This window comes from Micromonospora sp. NPDC049047 (genome assembly GCF_040649135.1).
Taxonomy (GTDB): domain Bacteria; phylum Actinomycetota; class Actinomycetes; order Mycobacteriales; family Micromonosporaceae; genus Micromonospora.
Genome location: NZ_JBEZEY010000013.1, coordinates 39,172 through 65,147, shown reverse-complemented (window position 1 = coordinate 65,147; position 25,976 = coordinate 39,172). Strand labels below are relative to the sequence as shown.

At 70.9% G+C, this 25,976-nt stretch carries 24 protein-coding genes and 1 pseudogene; 11 read left to right on the top strand and 14 right to left on the bottom strand.

Annotation, left to right across the window (positions count from 1 at the left end; genetic code table 11):
* Nucleotides 1-73 precede the first annotated feature (73 nt).
* From AB0B86_RS20965 to AB0B86_RS20930, 8 genes are all read right to left on the bottom strand, one after another.
* On the bottom strand, nt 74-1,078 hold the full coding sequence (locus AB0B86_RS20965) for an ABC transporter substrate-binding protein (protein ID WP_357404423.1): 1,005 nt from the start codon (nt 1,076-1,078) through the stop codon (nt 74-76).
* A 130-nt stretch (nt 1,079-1,208) separates the two neighbouring features.
* Nucleotides 1,209-1,886 (bottom strand): L-ribulose-5-phosphate 4-epimerase, encoded by a 678-nt coding sequence (locus AB0B86_RS20960; RefSeq protein WP_357404425.1) that lies wholly within the window; start codon nt 1,884-1,886, stop codon nt 1,209-1,211.
* On the bottom strand, nt 1,883-3,565 hold the full coding sequence (gene araB, locus AB0B86_RS20955) for a ribulokinase (protein ID WP_357419462.1): 1,683 nt from the start codon (nt 3,563-3,565) through the stop codon (nt 1,883-1,885). Before araB ends, AB0B86_RS20960 begins: the two co-directional genes overlap by 4 nt.
* 579 nt (nt 3,566-4,144) lie before the next feature.
* A complete protein-coding gene (locus AB0B86_RS20950) occupies nt 4,145-4,933 on the bottom strand; it encodes an ABC transporter permease (RefSeq protein WP_357404429.1) in 789 nt (262 codons plus the stop codon).
* Complete coding sequence (locus AB0B86_RS20945; RefSeq protein WP_357404431.1) at nt 4,930-5,907, bottom strand: ATP-binding cassette domain-containing protein; 978 nt, start codon at nt 5,905-5,907, stop codon at nt 4,930-4,932. Before AB0B86_RS20945 ends, AB0B86_RS20950 begins: the two co-directional genes overlap by 4 nt.
* 34 nt (nt 5,908-5,941) lie before the next feature.
* Complete coding sequence (locus AB0B86_RS20940; protein WP_357419456.1) at nt 5,942-6,784, bottom strand: DUF4097 family beta strand repeat-containing protein; 843 nt, start codon at nt 6,782-6,784, stop codon at nt 5,942-5,944.
* Between the two features lie 72 nt (nt 6,785-6,856).
* Nucleotides 6,857-7,381 carry a hypothetical protein gene (locus tag AB0B86_RS20935; protein ID WP_357419454.1) on the bottom strand — a complete coding sequence of 175 codons (525 nt, stop codon included), beginning with the start codon at nt 7,379-7,381 and terminating at the stop codon, nt 6,857-6,859.
* Between the two features lie 64 nt (nt 7,382-7,445).
* Nucleotides 7,446-8,579, bottom strand: a complete 1,134-nt coding sequence (locus tag AB0B86_RS20930) for an FUSC family protein (protein WP_357419568.1) — start codon at nt 8,577-8,579, stop codon at nt 7,446-7,448.
* A 275-nt stretch (nt 8,580-8,854) separates the two neighbouring features.
* On the opposite strand from AB0B86_RS20930, the gene AB0B86_RS20925 reads away from it, so the two are divergent.
* The gene (locus AB0B86_RS20925; RefSeq protein ID WP_357419451.1) at nt 8,855-11,071 is read left to right on the top strand and encodes a hypothetical protein; all 2,217 of its coding nucleotides are present in this window, start codon (nt 8,855-8,857) and stop codon (nt 11,069-11,071) included.
* 9 nt (nt 11,072-11,080) lie between these two features.
* Here AB0B86_RS20925 and AB0B86_RS20920 read toward each other — a convergent pair whose 3' ends face one another.
* Nucleotides 11,081-11,836, bottom strand: a complete 756-nt coding sequence (locus AB0B86_RS20920) for an SDR family oxidoreductase (RefSeq protein WP_357404439.1) — start codon at nt 11,834-11,836, stop codon at nt 11,081-11,083.
* A gap of 118 nt (nt 11,837-11,954) precedes the next feature.
* On the opposite strand from AB0B86_RS20920, the gene AB0B86_RS20915 reads away from it, so the two are divergent.
* Together AB0B86_RS20915 and AB0B86_RS20910 are read left to right on the top strand one after the other, a co-directional pair.
* Nucleotides 11,955-12,608 (top strand): class I SAM-dependent methyltransferase, encoded by a 654-nt coding sequence (locus AB0B86_RS20915; protein WP_357404441.1) that lies wholly within the window; start codon nt 11,955-11,957, stop codon nt 12,606-12,608.
* Between the two features lie 452 nt (nt 12,609-13,060).
* Nucleotides 13,061-14,152: an ice-binding family protein gene (locus AB0B86_RS20910; protein WP_357419448.1), complete on the top strand. Its 1,092-nt coding sequence runs from the start codon at nt 13,061-13,063 to the stop codon at nt 14,150-14,152.
* A 434-nt stretch (nt 14,153-14,586) separates the two neighbouring features.
* Here the strand turns inward: AB0B86_RS20910 and AB0B86_RS20905 are convergent, their stop codons facing one another.
* The gene (locus tag AB0B86_RS20905) at nt 14,587-15,117 is read right to left on the bottom strand and encodes an AAA family ATPase (RefSeq protein ID WP_357404445.1); all 531 of its coding nucleotides are present in this window, start codon (nt 15,115-15,117) and stop codon (nt 14,587-14,589) included.
* Nucleotides 15,118-15,282: 165 nt separating this feature from the next.
* Between AB0B86_RS20905 and AB0B86_RS20900 the strand changes: the two genes are divergently transcribed.
* Both AB0B86_RS20900 and prfH read left to right on the top strand, forming a co-directional pair.
* Nucleotides 15,283-16,467, top strand: coding sequence for an RNA ligase RtcB family protein (locus AB0B86_RS20900; protein ID WP_357404447.1), 1,185 nt, complete (start codon nt 15,283-15,285; stop codon nt 16,465-16,467).
* Complete coding sequence (prfH, locus tag AB0B86_RS20895) at nt 16,467-17,105, top strand: peptide chain release factor H (RefSeq protein ID WP_357419445.1); 639 nt, start codon at nt 16,467-16,469, stop codon at nt 17,103-17,105. The genes AB0B86_RS20900 and prfH overlap by 1 nt, the downstream gene beginning before the upstream one ends.
* 6 nt (nt 17,106-17,111) lie before the next feature.
* Here the strand turns inward: prfH and AB0B86_RS20890 are convergent, their stop codons facing one another.
* A complete protein-coding gene (locus AB0B86_RS20890; protein ID WP_357404451.1) occupies nt 17,112-17,987 on the bottom strand; it encodes an alpha/beta hydrolase in 876 nt (291 codons plus the stop codon).
* Nucleotides 17,988-18,299: 312 nt separating this feature from the next.
* Between AB0B86_RS20890 and AB0B86_RS20885 the strand changes: the two genes are divergently transcribed.
* The 3 genes from AB0B86_RS20885 (at nt 18,300) to AB0B86_RS20875 (ending at nt 21,418) form a co-directional block, all read left to right on the top strand.
* Nucleotides 18,300-19,130 (top strand): PIG-L family deacetylase, encoded by an 831-nt coding sequence (locus tag AB0B86_RS20885; RefSeq protein ID WP_357404453.1) that lies wholly within the window; start codon nt 18,300-18,302, stop codon nt 19,128-19,130.
* 528 nt (nt 19,131-19,658) lie between these two features.
* Entirely contained in the window at nt 19,659-20,852 is a 1,194-nt protein-coding gene (locus tag AB0B86_RS20880) for an endo-1,4-beta-xylanase (protein WP_357404455.1), read from the top strand.
* A gap of 224 nt (nt 20,853-21,076) precedes the next feature.
* Complete coding sequence (locus AB0B86_RS20875) at nt 21,077-21,418, top strand: metalloregulator ArsR/SmtB family transcription factor (RefSeq protein ID WP_357404457.1); 342 nt, start codon at nt 21,077-21,079, stop codon at nt 21,416-21,418.
* Between the two features lie 64 nt (nt 21,419-21,482).
* Here AB0B86_RS20875 and argS read toward each other — a convergent pair.
* Nucleotides 21,483-21,721 (bottom strand): annotated as a pseudogene (argS, locus tag AB0B86_RS20870) (arginine--tRNA ligase); the annotation flags it as partial.
* 236 nt (nt 21,722-21,957) lie between these two features.
* On the opposite strand from argS, the gene AB0B86_RS20865 reads away from it, so the two are divergent.
* From AB0B86_RS20865 to AB0B86_RS20855, 3 genes are all read left to right on the top strand, one after another.
* The gene (locus AB0B86_RS20865) at nt 21,958-22,731 is read left to right on the top strand and encodes a hypothetical protein (RefSeq protein WP_357404459.1); all 774 of its coding nucleotides are present in this window, start codon (nt 21,958-21,960) and stop codon (nt 22,729-22,731) included.
* An 81-nt stretch (nt 22,732-22,812) separates the two neighbouring features.
* Nucleotides 22,813-23,493: a class I SAM-dependent methyltransferase gene (locus tag AB0B86_RS20860; RefSeq protein ID WP_357404461.1), complete on the top strand. Its 681-nt coding sequence runs from the start codon at nt 22,813-22,815 to the stop codon at nt 23,491-23,493.
* A gap of 209 nt (nt 23,494-23,702) precedes the next feature.
* Nucleotides 23,703-24,125, top strand: a complete 423-nt coding sequence (locus AB0B86_RS20855) for a DUF6223 family protein (RefSeq protein ID WP_357404463.1) — start codon at nt 23,703-23,705, stop codon at nt 24,123-24,125.
* Between the two features lie 8 nt (nt 24,126-24,133).
* On the opposite strand, the gene AB0B86_RS20850 is transcribed toward AB0B86_RS20855, so the two are convergent.
* Entirely contained in the window at nt 24,134-24,796 is a 663-nt protein-coding gene (locus tag AB0B86_RS20850; protein WP_357404465.1) for a response regulator transcription factor, read from the bottom strand.
* Nucleotides 24,793-25,938, bottom strand: coding sequence for a sensor histidine kinase (locus tag AB0B86_RS20845; RefSeq protein ID WP_357404467.1), 1,146 nt, complete (start codon nt 25,936-25,938; stop codon nt 24,793-24,795). Before AB0B86_RS20845 ends, AB0B86_RS20850 begins: the two co-directional genes overlap by 4 nt.
* Nucleotides 25,939-25,976 lie beyond the last annotated feature (38 nt).

Below are 25,976 nucleotides of genomic sequence, written 5' to 3'. Positions count from 1 at the left end.
TGCCCGGTCCGTTCGGGTTTATGGGGCGACGAGGCGGGGCCGCCACGCGAGCGCGGCGGCCCCCCGACGTCGATCAGTACTTGCGGTTGGGCAGAGCCTCCTTGGCCTGCTCCTGGGTGAAGGTGGTCTCCTGGGTCTCGATCCGAGCCGGCACCGTCTCACCCGCGTGGACCTTCTTGGCCAGGTCCATCAGCTGCGGGCCGAGCAGCGGGCTGCACTCCGCGATGAAGTTGAACTTCCCGTCGGCGAGGGCCTGCATCCCATCCTTGACGGCGTCGACAGTGATGATGGTGATGTCCTTGCCCGGCGTCTTGCCGGCGGCGGTGATCGCCTCGAGCGCGCCCAGACCCATGTCGTCGTTGTGCGCGAACAGCACGTCGATCTTCGGGTTGGCCTTGAGGAACTGCTCCATCACCTGCTTGCCACCGGCGCGGGTGAAGTCACCCGGCTGGGAGGCGATGATCTTCAGGTTCGGGTTGGCGGCGATCGCCTCGCCGAAGCCCTTCTTGCGGTCGTTCGCCGGCGCCGCACCGGTGTTGCCCTGCAGCTCGACGATGTTCACCGGACCGGTGGCGGACTTCTTCTGCTCGACCAGCCACTCACCGGCGAGCCGGCCCTCCTTGACGAAGTCCGAGCCGAGGAACGTCTTGTACAGGCTCTTGTCCGCCGAGTCGACCGAGCGGTCGGTCAGGATGACCGGGATGCCGGCGTCCTTGGCCTCCTTGAGGACGGTGTCCCAACCGGATTCCACCACCGGCGAGAAGGCGATGACGTCCACCTTCTGCTGGATGTAGTTGCGGATCGCCTTGATCTGGTTTTCCTGCTTCTGCTGCGCGTCGTCGAACTTCAGCTCGATGCCGGCCTCGGCGGCCGACTCCTTGATCGAGGTGGTGTTCGCGGTACGCCAACCGCTCTCCGCGCCGACCTGCGAGAAGCCCATCGTGATCTTGCCGTCGTCCTTGGCGTCGCCGCCGCCGGTGTCGCTGTTGCCGCAGGCCGCCATGCTGCCGACGAGCAGCACACTGGCGAGAACCGTGGCAGCGCGCCACGGAGCGGAGTGCATTCGCATCTTTCGCATCGAATCTCCTTGGCTCGGTGTGGTGGGGAACCGCGCCAACCGCCGATGTGCAAGGAGCGGCGTACGCGGGTGTTGCGTGCTGCTACTTCGGGGTGGTGCAGACCGGCGGGTCGGAGGTGGCCGCAGAGGGTCAGGAACCCGCCGGTGGGACTGGTTGTTGACCGTAGACGTTCTGGTAGCGGTCATGAAGGGCGTCGATGTCGGCCGGCGCGATCGGCACCGGCTGCCCGAGTGCGCGGGCCAGGTGCGCGGTACGAGCCACGTCCTCACACATCACCGCGGCCTTGACCGCCGCGCGGGCGTCACGGCCGATGGTGAAGACACCGTGATTGCGCATCAGCACCGCTGGTGAGCGGTGGCCGGCGAGCGTGCTGACGATGCCCTTGCCGATGTCGTCGCCGCCGATCAGGGCGAACGGACCCACCGGGATCTCCCCACCGAACTCGTCGGCCTGGGCGGTGAGATAGCAGGGGATCGACTCCCCCCGCGCCGCCCAGGCGGTGGCGTACGAGCTGTGGGTGTGCACGACCCCACCGACCTCGGGCATGGACCGGTAGACGTACGCGTGGGCGGCGGTGTCGCTGGACGGGGCGAACTCGCCCTCCACGAGGACACCGTCGAGGTCACACACCACCATCGTGTCCGCCGTCAGCTCGTCGTAGCCCACGCCGCTCGGCTTGATCACCATGAGGTTCCGGCCGGGCACCCGGGCGGAGACGTTGCCGGCCGTCCAGGCGACCAGGTGGTACCGGGTGAGTTCGGCGTGCAGGCGGGCAACCGTCTCGCGCAGCTCGCTGAGTGCGGTCACGCGACCACCTCCAGCGCGGCCTCCTGCGTGGCCGCGGCGGTCTCGACAGCCGCGTTACGGATCGCCCGCAGGCGGAGCATGACGTCGTTGCCGCCGCGTCCGAAGTGGTCGTGCAGCGTCCGGTACTCCGCGTAGAGGGCGTCGTAGGCGCGCGCCCGGTCCGGGTCCGGACGGTAGACCGCCTCGTGCACCCGGCCCATCGCCTGCGACGCTTCGTGGATCGACGGGAACTCACCGGCGGCGACGGCGGCATGGATCGCCGACCCGAGCGCCGGCCCCTGCGCGGACGCGATGATGTTCAGCGGTCGCCGGGTCACGTCGGCGTAGATCTGCATCAGCAGCGCGTTGTTGGTGAGGCCACCGGCGATCACCAGGTCGTTCACTGCCACACCGGCGTCGACGAACGCCTCGATGATCATGCGCGTGCCGAAGGCGGTCGACTCCAGCAGCGCCCGGTAGATGTCCTGCGGCCGGGTGGCCAGGGTCATTCCGACGATCATCCCGCTGAGGTCGTGGTTGACGAGCAGCGAGCGGTTGCCGTTCCACCAGTCGAGCGCGATCAGCCCGTGCCCGCCGACCGGCTGGCTCGCGGCCAGCTCGGTGAGCTGTTCGTGCGAGTCGATGCCGGCCGGGGCGGCGTGCTTGACGAACCAGCCGAAGATGTCGCCGACACCGCTCTGCCCGGCCTCGTAACCCCACGCGCCGGGGCTGATGCCGCCGTCCACGACACCGCACATCCCGGCCACCTCGGCGACCTGCGCGCCGTTGACGACGTGGCAGGTCGAGGTGCCCATGATCGCGACGAGCCGACCGGGCTCCACCGCCTGCGCGGACGCCGCGGTGACGTGCGCGTCGACGTTGCCGACGGCCACCGCGATCCCCTCCGGCAGGCCGGTCCAGGCGGCGGCCTGGGCGGTGAGCGCGCCGGCCCGCGCGCCGAGCGGCAGCAACGGACCGTCGAGCTTGGTCACGAAGTCGCCGAAGTCGGGGTTGAGCGCGGTCAGGAAGCTCTCGGACGGGTACTTGCCGTCCTGGAGGATGCCCTTGTATCCGGCGGTGCAGACGTTACGGGTCTCGGTGCCGCAGAGCTGCCAGACGATCCAGTCGGCCGCCTCGACGAAGCGCTCGGCCCGGTCGTAGACCTCGGGATCCTCCTCGAGGATCTGCAGGCCCTTGGCGTACTGCCACTCGGCGGAGATCTTGCCGCCGTAGCGGCCGATCCACGGCTCGGCCCGCTCGTGGGCCAGCGCGTTGATCCGGTCGGCGTGCGGCTGCGCGGCGTGGTGCTTCCACAGCTTGACCCAGGCGTGCGGCCGGTCGCGCAACTCGGGCGTCTCACACAGTGGGGTGCCGTCGGCAAGCGTGGGCAGCACCGTGCAGGCGGTGAAGTCGATGCCGATGCCGACCACCGCGGCGGGATCCACCCCCGCGGCGGACACCGCCGCCGGGACAGCGCGACGCAGCACCTCGCGGTAGTCGTCCGGGTTCTGCAGAGCCCAGTCCGGGGGCAGCGCTCGGCCTCCCGGAAGTGCCGTGCTGATCACACCGTCGCCGTACTCGTGCACCGCGGTCCCCAGCTCGGCACCATCGCCGACACGGACCACCAGAGCTCGCCCGGACAGGGTGCCGAAGTCGACACCGACGACGTAGCGGTCGTCAGCTCCGTCCACACGGTTCATGTTCACCTCCACCGTTAACGGGGATAGTGTTAACGCTCACATCCAGCCTCGTCAAGACATCCAGGCGCAACAGCTCCGTAACGGAACGGGGAAGCCCGACCGACTCGGGCGCGTCGTCGGCGGACCCCCACAAAGCACGCGAATCCGATGTCTTCCGCCGAACGGGCACTCGGGACGGGGGGCGCCGAACGAACCCGACGCCGACCGGACGCCGCTCGGTCGGCGGGGCGACAGGTATCGCACCTCCCCCACCACGAGCCACCCGCCAGCCGGCAACGCGGGACCGAGCCGGAATGATGTTGGCGATAACATCACCGGGGCGTCGCGCCCCGTTGATCAGACCCGCAGCCCGGCCACCGGCCGGCGCGATGGCGCACCGGCGAGCGCCCCGGCGGACGACGGGCTCACCTCGCGGCCCCACACCGGGCCGGTGTTATCGATAACATTCGACAGTTGGTCGATGCCTGGGCAGCCCGCGCGACGCCGTCGGCCGCGCGACAGGGACAGCCGGCGGCTCGGCCTGGTGGGCCGAGCCGCCGGCTGTCCGTCGCGATGGCGGACGTCGAGCCGGTGCCGGGGTCAGGTGACCCGACCGCGGTTGTACCGGGCCCTGGCCCAGCAGAAGCAACCCACGCTGATGACGACGCACCAGATGACCGCGATGACTCCGTTGGCGCCGATCCCGGTGCCGAAGAGCAGGCCGCGCAGGGTCTCCATGACGGGCGTGAAGGGCTGGTAGTCGGCGAACACCCGCACCGGCGCCGGCATGGAGTCGGTGGGGACGAACCCGCTGCCGAGGAACGGCAGCAGAATCAGCGGCATGGGGAGGTTGCTGGCCGTCTCGACACTGTCACTGACCAGGCCGAGCGCAACCGACAGCCAGGTGAGCGCAAAGGTGATCATGGCGAGGACGCCGATCACCGCGAGCCACTCGACCGGGTTGGCGGTGGGACGGAATCCGACGAGCAGCGCCACACCGGTGACGGCCGCGAGGCTGATCATGGTCTGGACCAGGCTGCCCAGTACGTGACCCGTCAGCACCGACGGTCGGAAGATCGCCATTGTCCGGAACCGGGCGATGATGCCCTCGGTCATGTCCATCGCCACCGAGATGGCGGTGCCCTGGGCCGCGCTGACCACAGTGATGAGCAGGATGCCGGGGGTGACGTAGTTGGCGTACTGGGCGCGGTCGCCGGTCGGCCCGAGGCCGGCGCCGAGCGTGCCGCCGAAGACGTAGACGAAGAGCAGCAGGATGATGATCGGAATGCCGATGAGCAGGAAGGTCATCGACGGGTACCGCCGCATGTGCAGCAGGTTGCGCCGCAACATGGTGCTCGAATCGCGGACGGCGAGAGAGAGGGTGCTCATCGCGCGGTGGCCCTTTCCTGGTCGGGTCGGCCGGTCCGGGAGTCCGGTTGACCGGTGAGGGTGAGGAAGACGTCATCGAGGTCGGGGGTGTGTACGGAGAGCCCGGCCACGCTTATCGAGGCGCTGTCGAGGTGGTCGAGAAGCGAGCGCAGCGACCCGACCTCACCGTCGCTCGGCACCTGGAGGGTGAGCGCCGCGTCATCCCGCCTGCCGGAGGCGAACGTACGGGCCGCCGAGTCGAGACCGTCCTGGTCGGCGAACTGCAACAGCACATGGCCACCCGGAATGAGCCGCTTGAGTTCGCGCGGGGTGCCCTCGGCGATCAGCCGACCATGGTCGAGGAACGCGACGCGGTCGGCGAGATGATCGGCCTCCTCCAGGTACTGGGTGGTGAGCAGGATGGTGACGCCCTCGGCGGCGAGCGCGCGGATGATGTGCCACATGGCCCGACGACTGCGCGGGTCGAGGCCGGTGGTCGGCTCGTCGAGGAAGATCACGCGGGGCGCACCGACAAGGGTCATCGCGAGGTCGAGCCGCCGCCGCATGCCCCCCGAGTACGTCGACACCGGCTTGCCGGCCGCCTCGGTCAGGTCGAACTGGTCGAGCAGTTCGGTGATCCGTCGCCGACCGGCAGCCCTGTCCAGGTGGCACAGGTCGGCCATCAGGTTGAGGTTCTCCCTACCGGTGAGCAGGTTGTCGACGGCGGAGAACTGGCCGGTGACGCCGATCAGTCCGCGTACCGCGTCGGGCGCTCGGGTCAGGTCGTGGCCGAAGACGCGGGCGGCACCGCCGTCGGCGTTGATCAGTGTGGAGAGAATCTGCACTGTGGTGGTCTTGCCGGCGCCGTTGGGGCCGAGCAGGGCGAAGATCGTCCCCTCGGTGATCAGCAGGTCGATGCCGTCCAGCACTACCTTGTCACCGTAGGACTTCCGCAGGCCGGTGGCGACGATTGCGGGCTTCGTGGAGCTGGTCATGGTCTCCTCTTTTGCGGGTCGCGGTGCGAACAGGTCAGGCGCGGCGGATCATGATGTCGCCGTAGGAGGTGTTCGCCCGGACCTCGACCGTCTCGTCGGTCTCCGCGGGACCGTCGGTCGTCTCCAGGGCGTTGTGCACGCGGCCGTGTTTGGAACTGACGTCAAGCCAGGCGGCGGTCCCGCGCCGGATGCCGACCTCGATGGCGCCGTACGAGGTGTTCAGCTCGATCGCCCCCCGGACGACCTCTCCCAGCCGGACGTTGCCGTAGGCGGTGCGGGCCGTCACCGAGGCCAGCGGCGCGTCGAGGGTGATGTCGCCGTACGCGGTGTTGACCCGGACGTCGCCGCCGCTGCGGCCGATCCAGCAGTCACCGGAGGAGTTCTTGATCTCGGCGGAGCCGTCGACGGCACCGAGGCGTACCTTGCCGGACGAGGCCTTCACCCGGGCCGAGCCGACGACCCGCTCCACCGCCACCTCGCCGTGACTGCTGTCGATGTCCAGCGGCCCGGTCTCGTCGAGCCGGATCCCGCTCCCGGTCTTGATCCGGCACTCGCCCAGCCGGCCCTCGCAGCGGAACGCCGCCCAGGACGACTCGGCGTGCACCCGCGACCCGGCCGGCAGCTCGATCAGCACGTCCACCGACGGCCCCGGACCGAAGCCGTAGCGGCGCCACGTCTTCGCCACCCTGATCAGTAGTTGTCCCCCCGCGTACTGGACGGTGGTCTGGTCCGCGGTGCTCACGTCGGCCTTGCTCGACGGGTCGCGGGGCCGCACCGTCACCACCGTGTCGGTGCGGTCGGTCGCTTTGATCCAGACATCTCCCACGGGCAGCTCGACCCGCGCGGCGATGGGTTCTGGCGTTTCGAAAACAGGCATGGTGGTCTCCCGGAAGGTGGTCGGTGACTGTCGCCGCTGGTCAGCGGCGCGAGAACTGCGGGGTACGGAGAGTCAGCGGGCCCAGCCGGTGATGTGCTGGCCGGAGCGCGACTCCACCCGCCGGGGCGGCCGATGCTGCGTCTCGCCGGCGCTCACCGCACCGGCGACGGCGCGCACCAACCAGGCGTTCACCGAGAGCCCGGCGCGCCCGGCGGCCTCCTCGACGCTGGCCTTGAGGTGGTCGGGGAGTCGGAGGTTGATCCGTGAGGTGCCGCCCTCCTCCCCCTCCGGTGCGGGGGCCGGCGCGGCGAGCGTCGGCGGGCCGCTGACCTCGCGCACCTCGTCGACGGGCGGGCTGGCCGGCGTCACCACGAAGTCCGGCTCGCGCCCGCGCAACCGGACGTGCACCGAACCCGGCGCGAGATCGCGGGTGATCTCGTCGGCGGCGTCGGACAGGGCTTCGAGCAGGGTGAGACGGGTCGCCGCCTCCAACTGTGTGAAGAGTCGCTCGGCCAACAGCCGGGCCTCGGGGTCGACCCCCTCCGCGGCCACGGCGAACTCGTCTCGCAGGTTCTCTACGTACGACCTCAGCTCCATGGCACCATCATGGCACCACTTTGGCTCAGCATGCAACAGTCTTGGCTCAGGATGGTGCCGAGAATCAGTCCCGCTGCGGCAGTTCGGCCGCTTCCAGGTCGCCGAACATGCCCCGGACCAGGTGATTCGCCTCCTCCTGGGTGAGTCCGGTGGCCACCAGCAGGTCGCTGACGGTTGTTCGGATCTGCGCCACCACGACCGCCCCGGAGAAGCCAACCCCCTCCCGGTAGGCGTGACCGGCAGCCCGGACCGCCCGCAGCGCCTGCTCGCGGGCCCGGTTCGGCTCGACCGCGGCGGCGAACTGCCGCTTGAGCAGTCGGACGGCCTCGGCGAGATCGGCCACCGCCCCCGGCAGTGCGTCCGGGACCGGTTCGCCGTCCTCGATGAGCGTCACCGCCCGGCGGATCAACGTTCCGCTGTTACGCATCGCCCGGTCGATCGGCTCCGCCGCCTGGGCGTACTGGCTCACCGGACCGCGCCGTTCGTGCCAATGCAGCGGCGACAGGGCACTGGTCTCCCGGGCGCCCTGGGTCGCCTCGACGAACGCCTGCAACTGGCCCTTGTTCTGGCGCAGTTCGCCGCGGGCGGTGCGGGCCCGATCAGCGTCCCGCTCGGCCAGCGCGCCGGCGGTCGCGTCGAGTTGGGTGACGAGCAGATCCAACGCCGGCCGCGCGGCCCGGTTGAGCACCCGCAGCGGGTTCAGCGGCAGCAGCACCGTGGTGACCAGCAGCGCCATGCCGCCCCCGATCAGCGCGTCCACGAACCGAGGGATCTCCAGATCACGCACGGACGGACTGAGCGTGGCGATCAGCACGGCCGTCGCCCCGGCCTGGACGACCACCGCCGCACTGCCCACGAGGAACAACGCGACAACGATCGCGAGCACGACGATCAGGGCGAGCTGCCACCACCCGGTGCCGATCACCAGCAGCAGCAGGTCACCGATCAGCACCCCGACGGTGACCCCGATGATCAGCTCGACGGTCCGGCGGAGCCGCTGGCCGACGGACGCGGCGAGAGTCGAGACCGCGGAGATCGGAGCGAAGACCGGCTGCGACACGTGGAGCAGTTCGTGCGCCACAAACCATGCGAGCGCCGCGGCCAGGCCGGCCTGCAGGGCGAGACCGCCGATGGCCCGGACCCGACGTAACCGGTCGCGCAGCGTGCGCACCGCACGCGCCGAAAGCCGGGCCACCATCGGAGCGCGGCCGTCCGCTCCGTGCCGACCGGCTGCGACCATGGCGGCACCTACCCCGCCAGCGCCCGCCCAATCCCCCACTCCGGTGCGTCGACACCCCAGCGGAGCGTGCGGTAAGCGGCGACGCGATTGAGGCCGCCCGGTTCGGGTAGACCGCGCTCTGCCGCCGTCCGGGTGCCGACCCCGGCGCGGTGCTGGCAGGGCTGGCCCCGGGTCGAACGTGTGCCATGGGGCTGCCGAGACGCCTCGGGGGACATTCGGATGGATCAGCGCGGTTGAGCGGGCCACACAGCACCTGCGGCATCGTGGAGCTGCGGGTGCACGGAGTCTCCGGCGCGAACGCCGAAGAGGTGCTGGGCCTGCGGCAGACCGCACAGGTGGCGGGTGACCGCAGCGGAGGCTTCTACCGGCCGCGCCCCCGGTGTACGGACGCCACCGGCGCGCACGGGGTGACGCTTGAGGCGTACCGCTGGGGTGACCTGCCCTCCGGGACCGTGGCCCGCGCCCTGGGGCTGGTCTTCCTGCTGCCCTTCATGCTCGTCAACGTGGCGATCTGGATGCGTCCCGCGAACTCCGGTTCGGAGGCGACGGTCAGGTCGCTGTGCCGGGTGCTGGCGCTCACGCTCACCGTGCTCTACGTGCTCGCCATCGCCGGCGTCGCCCTGGACCTCGTCGGCTGGAAGTGTCTGAACTCGGCGAACTGCCTCGCCGGACGCAGCTGGCTGTCCTGGTTGAGCGGGCGGCCGGTCGGGCTGCGACTGGCGGTGCTCGCGCTGGTCCCGGCCGCCGCGATCGGCCTGATCTGGCGAATCAGCAGCCGCCCGGGTCGGACGTTCGAGGCGTTTCGCGCACCCGAGCGGGTAGCCGGGCACCGGCTCGGCGCTGTCGGTCAGTGGGACGCCGAGCCGCTCGTCGGGCGGCTGCGCTCGATCCACGTCGCCGCCGCGTTCGCGACGCTCGACCTCACCCTGCTGCTGGCCCGGGTCGCCACCGGTGCCACCGCCATCGGCGTCGCGTTGACGGTGGCCACCGTGCTGGTCCTGGCCGCCTGCGTGGGATCGCTCTGCACTCCCCCGCTGATCGACCAGGCCGCCACCGATCGGCGACTCGACGGCATCACCCACGCGCTGCGGTCCACCGCCATCGTCCTGACCGTGCTCGTGGTGGCCCACGTGCTGGCCAGCCCGCAGCCGTGGGACGGACGCCGCGAGCTGCCCGGCTACGACACGACCCTGGCCGGCCTGTTCGTCACGCAGACGACAGTGCTGGCCATCCTGGGTGTGGTGCTGCTGCGGCTGCGGGACCGGCGGGGTGCGACGCCACTGTTCGGGCTGGGCGGGCTCGCGATCGCGGCCGCCGGGATCAGCGTGGCGGTGGCGTACTCCGCCGAGGCGGTCTACCGGGCCGCGGACTTCCTCGACCGGGATTTGCCGACCGGTGCGGGCATCGCCGCCGGCCCACCCCGCGCGTACACCTGGGTGATCTTCGGTTTCCTCCGCGCGATCCTGATCACGGTGGTCGTCGCCGGCCTGGTCGCGGTGATCTCCCGCCGCAAGCGGCGTCGCGACGCCGCGACGATCGTCGCCAACGACTACCCGAACGCCCCGGCGGAGGCCAGGAACCGACTGCGGCAGGTCCGCGACGCGATTGCCCGCGCTCGGTTCACCGAGAAACTGGTGCCGCTCGCGGTGCTCTTCGGCTGCCTCGCCGGACTGGCCACGGCCACCACCACCATCGGCCTGCTGGGACAGTTCCCGGGCGACGTCGTGGAGCGAAACGCCGGGTTGCCGGCGGACGCGGTCACCTTCGCCATCGCGTTCGGCAGTTGGCTGATCGCCGCGATCATCCTCGGCCTGATCATCGGCAGCATCTTCGCCTACCGGACCATCCCGTTCCGCCGGCACGTCGGCGTGCTCTGGGACCTCGGCACGTTCTGGCCCCGAGCCGCCCACCCCTTCGCACCACCCTGCTACGCCGAACGCGCCGTACCCGAGCTGACCCGCCGGATCACGTACCTCGTCGAGAGCGGCAACGCCGTGCTGCTCACCGGGCACAGCCACGGTTCGGTGCTGCTCGCCGCAGCGGTGCTCCAACTGCCTCCGGAGGTCGGCAGCCGGGTCGCCCTACTCACCCACGGTTCACCGCTGCGTCGCCTCTACGCGCGGCTCTTCCCCGCCTACATCGACGACGCGGTACTGCGGGACATCGGCCACCGGGTCGGTTGGCGCTGGGTGAACCTGTGGCGCGACACCGACCCGATCGGCGGCTGGGTCTTCTCCGCCCACCGGTCACCCCGGACGGCGCCGAGCAGCGACCCGGCAGCGGCGGTGGACCGTCGACAACGCGATCCCCGCGACGTGGTGACCCCGCCCAGCGACAGCGTCCCCCCTCCCATCCACGGACACTGGCCGGACGAGGCGGACGAGGCGTTCACCGAGGTGGTGCGGGAGTTGGTGCGGCGCCTCGAGGGGCAGGCGGAACCACCCGAATAGCGGGCCGGGTCACCCGGGGCGGGTCGCCCGGGCACGCCAGTCGTCGAGGCGCGTGCCGGCGATGCGGGCGCCGTCGCCGGGGACCAACGAGCGTTCGCCGAGCGTGGCACCGAAATAGCGGGCGCCCGGGTCGGCCACCACCGAGCGGGGATCCTGCTGGGACGCGAGGATGGATCGGCCCAGTTCGTCGAGGCGGAACTGCTCCGGGCCAGCGATCTCGACCACCGCGTTCGTGGGAGCACCGACCACTACCTCGGCCACCCCGGCCGCGACGTCGTCCGCTGCCATCGGCTGGATGAGGACCGGCGCGAGGTGCACGGTGTCGCCATCCGTGGCGGCGTCGATGATCCCCTGGAGAAATTCGAAGAACTGCGTGGCGTGCACGACGGAGTACGGGATCCCGGCCGCGACGACCAGTTTCTCCTGGGCGACCTTCGCCCGCATGTACCCGCTGTCCGGGATCCGGTCGCAACCCACGATCGAGAGCACCACGTAGTGGCCGACCCCGGCCGCCGCCGCGGCGGCGAGGAGATTGCGGGTGGACGTCTCGAAGAACTCCAGCACGGCGTCGTCCTCGAACGACGGCGAATTCGACACGTCGACCACGACATCCGCACCGGCGAGCACCTCGGCCACCCCCTCGCCGGTAAGGGTGTTGACGCCGGTCTTCGGCGACGCCGGCACCGCCTCGTGCCCCTGGGCACCGAGACTGTCCACGAGCTTGGTGCCGATGAGGCCACTGCCGCCGATGACGACGATCTTCATGGTCGAACACGTCCTGTCTGCGCTGGGTTGCACCGTGCTGACAACCAGTAAGACGGAAAGCGTGCGCCGATGTAGGACAATCGCCGGAGATACGGTCCGACGAGATCTGGAGGTCGACATGACTGCGGTGTCCCATCCGGTCTTCGCCCGGGTGTACGAGAAGCTCAGCGTCGCCATGGACCGTGCCGGCACCGCGGAGTTCCGCCGGGACCTGGTCGCCGGGCTGTCCGGCCGGGTGATCGAGATCGGGGCGGGCAACGGCCTGCTGTTCGCCCACTATCCACCCGGGGTGACCGAGGTCCTCGCGGTCGAGCCGGAACGTCGACTGCGCGCCGCCGCCGAGCGGGCGGCACCGGACGCGCCGGTACCGGTCACCGTCGTCGACGGTCTGGCCGACGCCCTGCCCGCGGGCGACGGCGAGTTCGACGCTGCTGTCGTCGCGCTGGTGCTGTGCACAGTGCCGGATCAGGCGAGCGCGCTCGCGGAGGTGAGCCGGGTGCTGCGCCCCGGCGGCCAACTGCGCTTCTTCGAACACGTCGCCGCCGAGCAGCACAGCCGCCTGCACCGAGCCCAACGTCTGCTCGACGCGACACTGTGGCCCAAGCTGTTCGGCGGCTGCCACACCAACCGCGACACCGTCGCCGCCATCAGCGCCGAAGGGTTCGTGATCGAGGAGCTGCGTCGGTTCCGTTTCCCGGCCACCAGCAACAGCCCGTCCGCACCCTGCGTACACGGCCGGGCGATCCGGCCCGCTGCGGCACACCAGCCCTGAGAACTGAAGCCGGGCTGCCGTCCATAACGGCGCTCGATCGATAGCAGCTCGCCTTTCGCGAATGTCGACCGCGCTTCGCGATGTCGGCCGCCTTTCGCGATGTCGGCCGCAGGGTCCGGCCAGCCGGTTACGGGCTGCGGACAACATGAACGCGAATGGTTATTGGCTCGTCCGGCGTACCTTAATATCCCGTTTTGTAGGCATACGCGACCGTTACGTGATGTGGTGATGAGCGCACTTTGTCAGTGCCATCCAGGCCTTTCACGCAGCGTGTGGCTCACCAAGCTCTCCTGCGAGGTAATACCCACGGAGGGTGTTCTGTGACAGCAAAACCCAATCATCATCGCCTTCGCCGACGGCTGCTACCCGCGCTCGCGGCATCCGCAGCAGCCGCCGTCGTCGCGAGCTTCCTGCTGCTCGGCTCCACGCCGGCCAGCGCCGCGGATGCACCTGTGAACCTGGGGACAGCCGGCAACTTCTCCGTCCTTGCCGGAGCCGAGCCGACCAACACCGGCCCGAGCTTCCTGGGTCAAAGCCTTGGGCGATTCCCTGGAAACACCGCGGCGGGCTTCGGCACGGCAACCATCGGCGGTGAGGTCCACCTCGGCGACGCGGTCGCTCTCCAGGCCCAGAGTGACCTGACGATCGCCTTCAACGACGCCGCCGGACGGACACCGTTCACCAACCTGCCCGCGGAACTCGGCGGCAACACCCTCAATGCTGGTGTCTACCGGATCGGGGCCGCGCAGCTGACCGGGGCGTTGACGCTCAACGGCCAGGGCGATCCCGCGGCCGTGTTCATCTTCCAGGTCGACTCCGCGCTGACGACGGCGTCGAACAGCAGTGTCGTCCTGATCAACGGCGCTTCGGCCTGCAACGTGTTCTGGAAGATCGGCAGCTCAGCGACAATCGGTACGGGTACCACCTTCGTGGGCACCGTCATGGCCCAAGCGGCGATCACGATGGCTACGGGCGCGACCCTCCAGGGCCGTGCACTGGCACGTACCGCCGCCGTCACCCTCGACACCAACGTCATCACAGCGCCGCTCTGCGCCGGCCCCACCGGTCCGCCCGGGCCGTCCGGCCCGCCCGGGCCGTCCGGCCCGCCCGGGCCCACCGGTCCGCCCGGACCGTCCGGCCCGCCCGGCAGCCCTGGCGCACCCGGTGCACCCGGCAGCCCCGGCGCACCCGGCAGCCCCGGCGCACCCGGCAGCCCCGGCGCACCTGGCAGCCCTGGCGCACCCGGTGCACCTGGCAGCCCCGGCGCACCCGGCGCACCCGGCAGCCCCGGCGCACCCGGCGCACCCGGCAGCCCCGGCGCACCCGGCAGCCCCGGCGCACCCGGCGCACCCGGCGCACCCGGCGCACCCGGCGCACCCGGTAGCCCCGGCGCACCCGGCAGCCCGGGCGGCGGCGGAAGGTTCCCCGTCCTGCCGGTGACCGGCAGTGGCGCGGTCCCGGCCATGACGGGCATCGGAAGTGCACTGGTCGTGCTTGGCGCGTTCGCGTTCTTCCTCGCCAGGCGTCGCACCGGGGAGTCCTGATCGGAGGCCCGGCCGGTGACCTGCCCGCCGGGCACCCTCGGCACTGACCACGCGCGACACCGTCGGCCCACTTCCCCGCGGGGAGTGGGCCGACGGTGTGCCGGGCCAACGGGCCCGGTACCGCACGCACCGGGTCAGTCGGTCAGGCCCAGCTTCCGCATGGCTCGTCCTCTCGTTCGTGCGAGAGGTAGAGCAGAACCTGTAGCCGGCCGCACGACATAGGTCTGCGCAAACCGCGCGCTGCCCAGCTCGCCGGCGGCCGGCGCGAAGTCAAACGTCTGTTCACCGACCTCGACGGCCCGCGCGCAGCAGTGCAGGAGAGCGGTGATCGGCTTCCGTGCCGGTACATCGGCAGACTTCCTGTGCAGTCCTTTCGGGTGCCCAATGCCGTGCGCTCCGCGGCGCGCCCGAGTGGATCCGCACCCCGACCGGCGTCACCGGGTCGGCAGGCCCGCCACCCAGTCATCCAGGCCCGCCGGGCTCCTGAACAGCAGCACCGGCGGCCCGGCCGGGTCGGCCTGCCAGGTCCGCATTCGCCGCCGTTCCCGGCCGAACGCGGCGATGTGCCAGACGAGGATCGAGTCCCCGGACAGCACACTGCCAAGTGATTCGCGGTTTCCGTTGCAGATCACCTCGCCGGAGCCCAGGCGGCGCAGGGTACGACGCAGCAAACGCCAGAACGAGCGCCACCGCGGGTAGTCCAGGGCCACCACCAGGTCGGCCCGGGCCAGCGGCACGTCCCGCCATCCGTGGTACGCGCCGTCGAGGATCCAGGTGTCCCGACGGCAGATCTCCTCGATCCGGCCGCGCTGCTGGGCGACCGGCACCTCGACCCACCCCGGCAGCCACAGCAGGTCGTCCACCGGATACCACGGCAATCCGAGGCGCTCGGCCAAGCGCTCGGCGAGAGTGGACTTGCCCGAGCCGTGCACCCCGTAGACCAGGATGCGGCGCGGTGCGGTCATCGCGGCAGCGTACGCGCGACGGAAAATGGTTTGCCGTACGGGACGGGCCGCAGGAGAGTGTCGTCCATGACGTACTGACGGAACCACCCACGCCTCCGCCCCCGGTGACACCTCCCGGTGGGCGTGCCGTCGCCCGTTCCCGCGTCAGTGAGAAGTGAGTCTCCCTTGCTCCAGCACCACTCCCCTCGGGAGTCCCTGCCCCCGTCCACCCCGGCCACCGTCTCGGTGTTCGCCTCACCCGCGAGCTGGATCGAGTCCGCCGCGCTCGACCAGTGCCAGCAGGTTGCCGCCCTCGACGGCATGATCCACGTCGCGGCGATGCCGGACCTGCACCCCGGCAAGGGCGCACCCATCGGTGCGGCCATGGCGTCGACAGTGCTGTACCCGTTCCTGGTGGGCTCCGACATCGGTTGCGGCATCGCTGTGTTCCCGATCAGGCTCAAGCGGGCCGTGCCGGAGCGCCTCGCCGCCCGGTTCCCCGACCTCGACCGCGCGTTGGATCCGGAACAGGACGCCGACGACCCGGTCTGGGCGGTCCTCCAGGGTGACGTCCCGGCCGGTCACCTGGACGGTCTCGGGACGGTCGGCCGCGGCAACCACTTCGTCGAACTGGCGCGCGTCGACACCGTCCTCGACACCGGCCACGCGAGTCGTCTCGGGCTCGACGCCGGCGATCTCGTGCTCATCGTGCACAGCGGTTCCCGTGGTCTGGGCGAACGGATCCTGCGGGCACACACCGAGCTGCACGGCGCCGGTGCCGCTCCCGATCCCGGCGCCTACCTGAGCATGCACGACGCCGCCGTGCGCTGGGGTTCGCTCAACCGCCGGCTGCTGGCGGCCCGGGTCGCGGACGCGTTGGGGGCGGAGCCCACCGCACCGATCGTCGATCAGTGCCACAACCTGGTCGAGCTTCGCGACGGGGTCTACCTGCACCGCAAGGGCGCGGCGCCGGGCGATGGCCGCGACGTCCTCGTCGCCGGCACCCGGGGCACTGCCTCCTTCCTGGTGGCCGCCCACGCCGGCGCGGAGGCCAACCATTCGGTGGCGCACGGCGCCGGCCGCAAGATGTCGCGCGCCGACGCCCTGCGGCGGGGCCGGGCCAAGCACACCGTCGAGGAGCTACGGCGCACGCCGGTGGGCTCGCTTGTGGTGTGCGGCGACCGCCAACTGCTGTTCGAGGAGGCGCCCACGGCGTACAAGCGCATCGAGCAGGTGATCGCCGACCTGGTCGAGCACCGGCTGGCCACCCCGGTGGTCAGGACGACTCCGCTGGTCACCTACAAGACGCCCGATCCCGGCTCCGCGTCCCGGACGCAACGGCGGGGCCAGCACGGCGGACGGGGCCGGTGATGGGCGTGCTCCTGCTGCTGTCCGCCGGCCGTGGTCCGCGGGAGTGCGCCTGGGCACTCGCCCAGCTACTGCGTCGGCTGACCGAAGCTGGCACCCGCCGAGCTCTGACGATCGAACAGGTTCAGCTGGTGCCCGGTGATCGACCCGGCACCTACCGTTCGGCGCTCATCCGGATCACCGGCGCGGACGCCGACGCGTTCGCCGCCTCCTGGACCGGAACGCTGTGCTGGCAGGCCCCGAGTCCGTACCGGACGAGCACGGGCCGGAAGAACTGGTACGTCACCGCGCAACCGCCGCAGCCCGACGCCACGCCGACGCCGTTCGCCGAGGCCGACGTCGACATCGTCGGCTGCCGTACCGGCGGTCCGGGTGGTCAGCACCGGAACAAGGCAAGCACGGCGGTCCGCGCGACGCACCGTCCGTCCGGCCTCGTCGTCGTGGTGGACGAGGAGCGGCGGTTCAGCCTCAACCGCGCTGTCGCCCTGCAGTTGCTGCGGCAACGCGTCGAGCAGGGCGACGAGGCGGCGCGGCGTGCGGTCAGCACGGCCCGGTGGCGGGTGCACGACGACCTGGTCCGTGGCGATCCGGTGCGGGTAGAACGTCCGGAGCCCCAGCGACCGAATCGGCGCGGGCGGTGATCCGGTTCAGACGTCCATCACCGCGTCCGCGAACGCCTGCGGGGCCTCCTGCGGCAGGTTGTGCCCGACCCCGCCGCCGACGGTCCGGTGTTCGTACTGCCCGGTGAACTGCTTGCCATAGACGCCAGGCTCCAGGTGCGGTGCGCCGTTGGCGTCCCCCTCCAGGGAGATGCTGGGCACGGTGATCTCCGGTTTCGCGGCCAGCCGCTGCTCCACCTCGTCATACTGTGACTCGCCAGCGGCGAGGGCCAGCCGCCACCGGTAGTTGTGGATCACGATGTCCACGTGGTCCGGGTTGTCGAACGCGGAGGCGCTGCGGTCGAAGGTGGCATCGTCGAACGACCACTTCGGCGACGCGGTCCGCCAGATCAGTCTGGCGAAGTCGCGCCGGTTCCTGTCGTAGCCCTCCCGGCCGCGTTCGGTGGCGAAGTAGTACTGGTACCACCAGGCCAGCTCCGCCTTCGGTGGCAGCGGCACCCTGCCCGAGGCCTGGCCGTCGATCAGGTAACCGCTCACCGACACCAGCCCTCGGCAGCGCTCGGGCCACAGCGCGGCCACCACGTCGGCCGTCCGCGCACCCCAGTCGAACCCGGCCAGCTTCGCTGAGTCGATCTTCAGGGCGTCCATCAGGGCGATGAGGTCGAGCCCCATGGCTGCCGGTTCGCCGTTGCGCATGGTGTCGTCGGAGCGGAACCGGGTCGTGCCGTAGCCCCGCAGGTACGGCACGACGACCCGATGCCCGGCGTCGGTGAGCAGCGGCACGACGTCGACGAAGCTGTGGATGTCGTACGGCCAGCCGTGCAGGAGGATCACGGCGGGACCGTCGGGCGGCCCGGCGTCCACGTAGCCCACGTTCAGCACCCCGGCGTCGACCTGTCTCACCTCGCCGAACGTCCCCGCACCGGCCACCGCGATCGACCTCTCCCCCGCGTCCTGAGCTGCTCTGACCTGCCGTCCTGATCAACGTAGGGGCCGGTCACCGGCCCGACGACGCTATGCGCAAGGACCGCAGCCGAGATGCCGATCTGGGTAGGATGCCCGCCGTACACAAGCCGTTGACCTGGCATTTCGCCGGGTTCGCCGCCACCGGGCCGGGGTGCGCACCCGGACCGGACCGGGTGCTCGGGTGACCGGGACTGCCTCGTTGCCGGTGGAGGTCGTGGGACCGTCGGGGGGTGACCGTAGGGTGGTGGCATGGCTGAGCGACCCCTGACCCTGATGGCGGTGCACGCCCACCCCGACGACGAGGCGACGAGCACCGGTGGCGTGCTGGCCCGCTACGCCGCGGAGGGCGTCACGACGGTCCTGGTGACCTGCACCGACGGGCGGTGCGGCGACGGCCCTGGCGGGGTGAAACCGGGCGACCCGGGGCACGATCCGGCAGCTGTCGTGGCGATGCGCCAGGCCGAGCTGGAGGCCAGCTGCGCGGTGCTGAAGGTCAGCCACCTGGAGACCCTCGGTTACGCCGACTCGGGGATGATGGGCTGGCCGACAAACGACCAGCCCGGCGCGTTCTGGACGACGCCGGTGGCGGAGGCGGCGGGCCGCCTCGCCGAGCTGATCCGGCAGTACCAGCCAGACGTGATCGTCACGTACGACGAGAACGGCTTCTACGGCCACCCGGACCACATCCAGGCACACCGGATCACCATGGCCGCCGTCGAGATGACCGACAGCCCGGCCAAGGTCTACTGGACCACCGTGCCGCGCGCCGCGTTCGAGCAGTTCGGCCAGATCATGCGGGAGCTCGGCGTCGAGTGGGACGCGCCGGACCCGGCGGCGGAGCCGATGCCGCAGCTCGGCCTGCCCGACGACGAGATCAGCACCTGGGTGGACACGAGCAGCTACGGCGCGCAGAAGTTCGACGCGCTGGCCACCCACGCCAGTCAGACCGAGAACATCTTCTTCCTGCAACTGGGCCGGGAGCGGTTCACCGAGCTGATGGGGGTGGAGACCTTCGTGCGGGTCCGGGACCGGACCGGCGCGGCGACCCCCGAGGACGACCTCTTCGCCGGTCTGCGCTGACCAATGTGGATGAGACCCTCGCGTCGTTCCTCGCGGAGCTCATGATGGGGAATCACGCGGCCAGCTGGGTCGTCCGCGAGGCACCACACCGGGTCACCCGTCCCTACGACAGGTAGCCCGGTGGCTGGCGAGGTGGTCACGGCCGGTTGATGCGGCCGGTGATCGCCCCACCGCTCCGCGGTCAGCAGCAGCCGCCCTGCCCCCGCCGTGCGGTGACCGCTTCACGTTCACCCGTCTCGGGCCCCTCCGCACCCACGCACCGCACCGCCGTCATCCGAAACTTTCGACAGCGAGCCGGTTGAGGCTCCGCAGCTCATGTGACCAATTTCCGGAAGTATTGACGGTTGACGTCCCGACATCGACCACCTTAACGTTTCGAGCGAGTTTCCAGTTTCCGGTCGGCACGGCACCACCGCTCACCATCAGCCCCAGCTCGGGCGCGCGGCACCGGCCCCCTGCTCAACCCGTCCGCACCGCACCCTGCGCTTCAAGATCGATAAATGTCTATGAAAACGGAAGGGAACGCAGATGAAGCTGAGACAGTGGACCACCGTCGGCGTGGTCGCCGTCCTCACCGTCGCGGCGCTGAACACGGTGCCCGCCACCGCGAGTCGGCCGTACGACCCCACCGCGCAGAGCCTCGGCGCCCTCGGCCTGCGCCACGGCCTCCACGTCGGCACCGCGGTCAACATGGATGCGCTCAACGACGCCGGTGACCCGCAGTACCGCGCGCTGGCCGCCACGGAGTTCACCTCGGTGACCGCCGAGAACGTGATGAAGTGGGAGGTGCTGGAGCCCACCCGCGGCACCTACAACTGGGCCGGGGCCGACCAGCTCATCGAGTTCGCCAAGCGCAACCGGCAGAGCGTACGCGGCCACGTGCTGGTCTGGCACAACCAACTGCCCGGCTGGCTGACCAGCGGTGTCGCCGACGGCTCCATCAGCAAGGCGGAGCTGCGCGAGCTGCTGCGCAAGCACATCACCACCGTCGTCAACAGGTACAAGGGCAAGATCTGGCAGTGGGACGTGGTCAACGAGGCGGTGAGCGACCCCTGGGACACCCCGTCGACCCTGCACTACAAGGGCTTCTGGGCGGAGAACCTCGGGCCGGGCTACATCGCCGACGCGTTCCGCTGGGCGCGGGCCGCCGACCCCAAGGCCCTGCTGTTCTACAACGACTACAACATCGAGGCGTTCGGTTCCGGCAACGCGGCGGACGACAAGACCCAGTTCGTCTACGAGATGACCAAGGGCCTGCGCGCGCAGGGTGTGCCGATCGACGGCGTCGGCTCCCAGGGGCACCTGGGCACCCAGTACGGCAACTTCGACACCCTCCAGGTGACCGCCGCGTTGAAGAAGTTCGGCGGGCTCGGCGTCGCCACCGCCTTCACCGAGGTCGACGTCCGCAGCCAGATGACGGCAGGCGTCCAGGCCGGCAACGCGGAGGAGATCAACCCTCGGCTCCAGGCGTCGGCGGCCAACTTCAGCGTGCTGATGAAGGCGTGCCTGGCCGTGCGGAGCTGCCTGTCGTACACGGTCTGGGGGTTCAGCGACAAGTACTCCTGGGTGCCCGGCTGGTTCGACGACCCGCCGGAGGGCCTGGCCACCATCTACGACGAGAACTACCAGCCCAAGCGGGCGTACCAGGAGCTGAAGTCGGACCTGATCTTCGCTGGACCGCCGTACGTCCTGCCGCGCGTCGCACCCAAACCCCGCCGCTGACCCTCGGTCGCGGCTGACCCGACGGCGTGTCCGTCGACGTACGGCCGTGTGGGGCGCGGCGGAGCCCCACACGGCCGGTACGTCCCCACGGTCGTCGGCGTTCGACTCACGTTCAGCCGTCGCGGGTGGCCGTACGGACGCCATTGGAGTATTGATGCCGGTTCTACCTGCTTATTGATGGTGTTGGTGTAACCATAGTGGGCGTGGGAACTGCGAAAACTGCCATGCCTGCGATCTCGCCGCTCACCGGCGATCCAATCAAGCGGGCCGATGCCGAACGGCTCGCGGGGGTGCTGAAGGCCTTCGCCGATCCAGCACGACTGCGTCTGCTCAGTCTGATCCAGTCCGCGCCGGAAGGTGAGGCGTCCGTCAGCGACCTCACCGGGGCGCTCAACCTGTCCCAGCCGACAGTGAGTCATCACCTGCGGATCCTCACCGAGGCCGGCCTCCTCGAACGCGACAAGCGGGGGGTGTGGGCCTACTACCGCCTGGTGCCCACCGCCATCGCCCAGATCGCCGACCTGTTGACGCCGCCCCGGAAGCGGGCGACGAAGAAGGTCCGCTGACCCGGCACATCCGCTCCGGGGTTCGGATGCCGAGCAGGTGCAGCCCCTGCCGCAGCGTCCGGGCCGCCGCCCGGTAGAAGCCGTCCAGGGAACCTATGCACAACTCGTGCGCCGCACCGGCCTCACCGAGGTCGGCCAGGTGCTCGATCAGCATGCCGAACGGTGTCCCCCAGTCACCCAGGTGGTTGCCCCGCGCCACCGGTGCCCCAGCCAGTCCAGCAGCCGCACCGCCGCGTCGCCGACGACAGTGGAGCGAAGATGCCCGACGTGCATCTCCTTCGCCACGTCCGGGGCCGAATAGTCGCGGGAGACAGCTCAGCGCAGGCGCGACGGATCGCTGGCGTCGCCGCGCACCGACCTGGACGTCACACCACGCTCCGGTGCACCTGGCGATCACGCTGGTCACGCGGGCAACCTGGCGGGTCGGCGGGTGTGTCGACATCCCGATTACCACCGCTCGGGCGAGCGTCCGACGCCGCGAATCGTCGTTTGGGACGGTACGCCACCGGGAACTGCCCCGACATCGACGAAGGATGATCATGAGCCGACACACACCGCCACCGTCCACCCGTACGCGACGCGTGCTCGCGCTGATCCCGCTGGTGGGCACCATGACACTTGCCACCGCCTGCACCACCACCGCCGCGGACCCGCCCGGCTCGACCCCGTCGGGTGCGGCACCGACATCCACAGCGGCGGCAGCGGACCCGACCGGCCAGCCGTCGCCGAGCACCAGCGCGAGCGGCCCGGTGACCATCCCGACGTCGGCGTTCGTCGAGCTGCCGCCCGAGCTGCGGAAGTCTCCGCGTCGAACGGTGCCGGTCGAGCAGGCCCTGCCGAAGCTCTGCGCCAACGAGTTCGGCACCGGGGGCCGCCAGGTCACCGCCGCCGCGGCGATGACAGTCACCTACAAGGGGGCCGACGACGGTCCCTCGTACACGCCCCAGGGGATGGTCCACCAGACCATCTTCACCTTCGCCGGCACCGGGGCCACGGACTACCTGGCCCGGCTGCGCACCGACCTGAAGGCGTGTCCCTCCTACCAGCAATTCGGAAACCGGGCGACCGTCAAGACCGAGGCTCTGCCCGGCATCGGTGACGAGGCGCTGCTGCTGACCCGGACGTGGCCCAACACGAACCTGAACGGAGAACACACGGGCGGCAACGGGTCCAGCCAGATCGCGGTGGCCCGCGTCGACACGGTGGTGACGGTCTTCAACGACCAGGGGTGGGAGGGCTCCAGCGGCAATCCCGCAGTCGTGGACCGGGTCGTGCGGGACGGCGTGCGAGCCATCGACGCCTGGCACGGGTAGTGCCACCACTGCCGCCAGCGCGGCGCTCGATCCCCTGCCACCAGACCGACGGGCGGCTTCGCCGGTTGCGATGATGCGGCCGTGACTTCCTCGCCCTCCGATCCGCTCGACCTGCGCGGTGTGCGACGCGCCTACGACACCGTCGCCGCGGACTACGCCACCTGCCTGCCGGACACCCGCGCCGAAGCCGCACTCGACCTCGCCATGGTCGACGCGTTCGCTGAGGCGGTGACGGCCAGCGGCGACAGCGCGGTCCTCGACGCCGGATGCGGCACCGGCCGGATGAGCAGGTACCTCACCGATCGTGGGTGTCTGGTACACGGCGTGGACCTGTCGCCGGGCATGATCGTCCGAGCACGACGCGACCACCCCGACCTGATGTTCGCCGTCGGCTCGTTGACCGCCCTGCCCTTCCCGGACGCCCAGTTCGCCGGTGTCCTGCTGTGGTACTCCACCATCCACACACCCCCCGCCGGGCAGGCGCGCGTCTTCGCCGAGGCGGCCCGGGTGCTCCGGCCCACGGGCCATCTGCTCGTCGGCTTCCAGGCCGGCGAAGGTGCACGAGACATGTCCGGCCCCTACCGCCGCCGCTTTGGCCTAGAGGTCCACCTGACGCGGCACCGATACACGGCAGACCAGGTCGCCGCCGAGATCGAGGCCGCCGGCCTGCGGGAGGAGTGCCGCCTGGTGCGGCGGGCCGGGAGCACCGAGCGGGACGACCAGGCGTTCCTCCTGGCCACGGCCGGGCACGTCAGCGGTTGACGGCCATCTGCCGGCCGAGTCGTCCAGCGGGCCGGCCCTGGGGTGCCAGGTCTACGTCGGATGCCCGGAGAGACGACTGGGACGGTACGCCGCCCCGGTCGCGTACCTCCCCGGTTGTGGGTTGGTCGGCAACTCCGGCATGACGACTCGGCTGCGGCGCGCTACCTACGCTGCCACCGGTAGCTGTCACACCGTCGAAGGGAACCGTGATGTCCGTCCGTCACCTGCTTGTCGCCGCCGTAGCCGCCCCGCCCGCCGGGATCGAGCTGGTCGCCCGCGCCTCGGTCCAGCCGGCCGCCGCCACCGTTCTCACAATGAGCTCCGGGCGGATCGGTGCGAGCGTGGGCGCCCTGCTGGGGCTCGTGGGCGCGGTCGTCGGTGGACTGGCCCTGGCCCGTCCCACCAGTCGGGTCGGCACCAGCTCCGGGAGCGGTGGGGCCGCCTTCGCCCTGGCGGCGGGGCTGGTCGGGATGGCGCTCGGTGGGCTGGTGGTGGCCACCGCCGACGGCGGCGTCGGTACGGGTAACGGGCTCGGCGGGGCCTACGTGGCCCTGGTGGTCGGCTTGGCCGCGGTGGTCCTCGGTGGACTGGCTCTGGTCCGGGCCCGCCGCAGTGCCCGGCTGGCCGCCTGAGGTCGTGCTCAGGAGCGGGTGAGCCAACCGGGCACGGTCAGACCACACTCGTAGGCGAGGATCACCAGCTGTGCCCGGTCCCGGACCTGCGTCTTGGTCATGATCCGGCTGACATGCGTCTTGGCGGTGGCCGGGCTCAGCACCAACCGCGCGGCGATCTCGTCGTTCGACAGGCCCGCGGCGACAAGTGCGAGCACCTCGCGCTCCCGGGTGGTGAGCCCGCTCAGCCGCGGCCCGGGGTCGGGATGGGTGGCCCGAGCGCTGAACTCGGCGATCAGCCGCCGGGTGATCGACGGCGCGATCAGCGCGTCTCCACGGGCGACCACCCGCACCCCGTGGATCAGCTCCGCCGGCTCGGTGTCCTTGACCAGAAACCCACTCGCGCCGGCCCGGAGCGCCCCGTAGACATAGTCGTCCAGGTCGAAGGTGGTCAGGATGATCACCCGGGCCGTGCCGGTGGTGACGATCTGCCGGGTGGCGGCGAGGCCGTCGAGGACGGGCATCCGGATGTCCATGAGGACGACCTCCGGACTCAACTGCCCGGCCAGCCGCACCGCCTCGGCGCCGTCGGCGGCCTCGCCGACCACCTCGATGCCGTCCTCGCCGTCCAGGATGGATCGGAAGCCGGCGCGGACCAGGGTCTGGTCGTCGGCGAGCAGCAGTCGGATCACGTCGGCTCCCCCGCCGTTGTCGAAGCGGGCCGCAGCGGCAGGCGGGCGCGGACCCGGAAGCCGCCGCCCGGCTGCGCTCCGGTGGTCAGTGAACCGCCGAGCGCGCTGGCCCGCTCGCGCATCCCGATGATCCCGCTGCCCGGAGCGCCGGGCGTGCCGGTGCCGTCGTCCTCCACCTCCACCAGCACGTCGTCGCGGTCGGGTCGTACCCGGACCACGGCGGCGGAGGCACCCGCGTGCCGAGCCACGTTGGTGAGCGCTTCCTGGACGATGCGGTAGACGGCCAGGTCCACCTCCGGGGGCAGCGACCTGGTTTCGGCGAGTTCGGTGCTGATCGTCAACTCGGGTCGTCCGGCCGTCCGGATCAGGTCGCCGAGGCGATCAAGGCCGGGGCCGGGCGCGGTCGGCGCCTCCCCCTCCCGCCGCAGCACGCCGAGCGTCACCCGCAGCTCGCGCAACGTCTCCTTGCTTGTCTGTTTGATAGCGGTGAGCGCCTGCTCGGCGCGGGCCGGGTCCGGCCGGTGCAACGCGGCACTGGCCTGCACGTTGATCAGCGAGAGATGGTGGCCGAGGACGTCGTGCAACTCGCGGGCGATGCGCAGCCGCTCCTCGGTGGACCGCCGCCGGGCCTCCTCCTCCATCCGCTGTTCGGCGACTGCCGCACGGGCCTGCGCCTCGGCGAGGTAGGCCCGGCGGTTACGGGTCACGCCGACGATGACCGCGACGAGCCAACCGGCGTGCAGCAGCGTCGCCCCGTTCATGGTGTCCGGGGACCGGTCGACGCTGTCCGCGGCGGCGAAGGCGATCACCGAGGCGACACCGAGCGCGATGGCGATCCGGAGATGGCCCTCGTCGACAACTGTGTAGAGCGCCACGACGAAGACCAGCATGATCGGGCCGGGCTTGTGCAGCAGAGCCCCGTACGCGCCGACGGCGGCCAGCGCCACCACACCCACCGGCACCGGATGACGGCGGCGCACGTACAGCGCGGCGGAGGAGGTGAGCACCACAGGCAGTGCCGTCCACTCGGCGGTGCTGTCGATGCCGCGGGACTGCACCACCAGGCCGACGAGGGCGACCAGCCCGACGGCGAGCACCAGGGCGACGTCCGCCGTCCGGCCACGCCATCGCGCCCCTGACATAGGCCGAAGCCTAGCCTCCGTCGGCCAGGCGGGCGAAC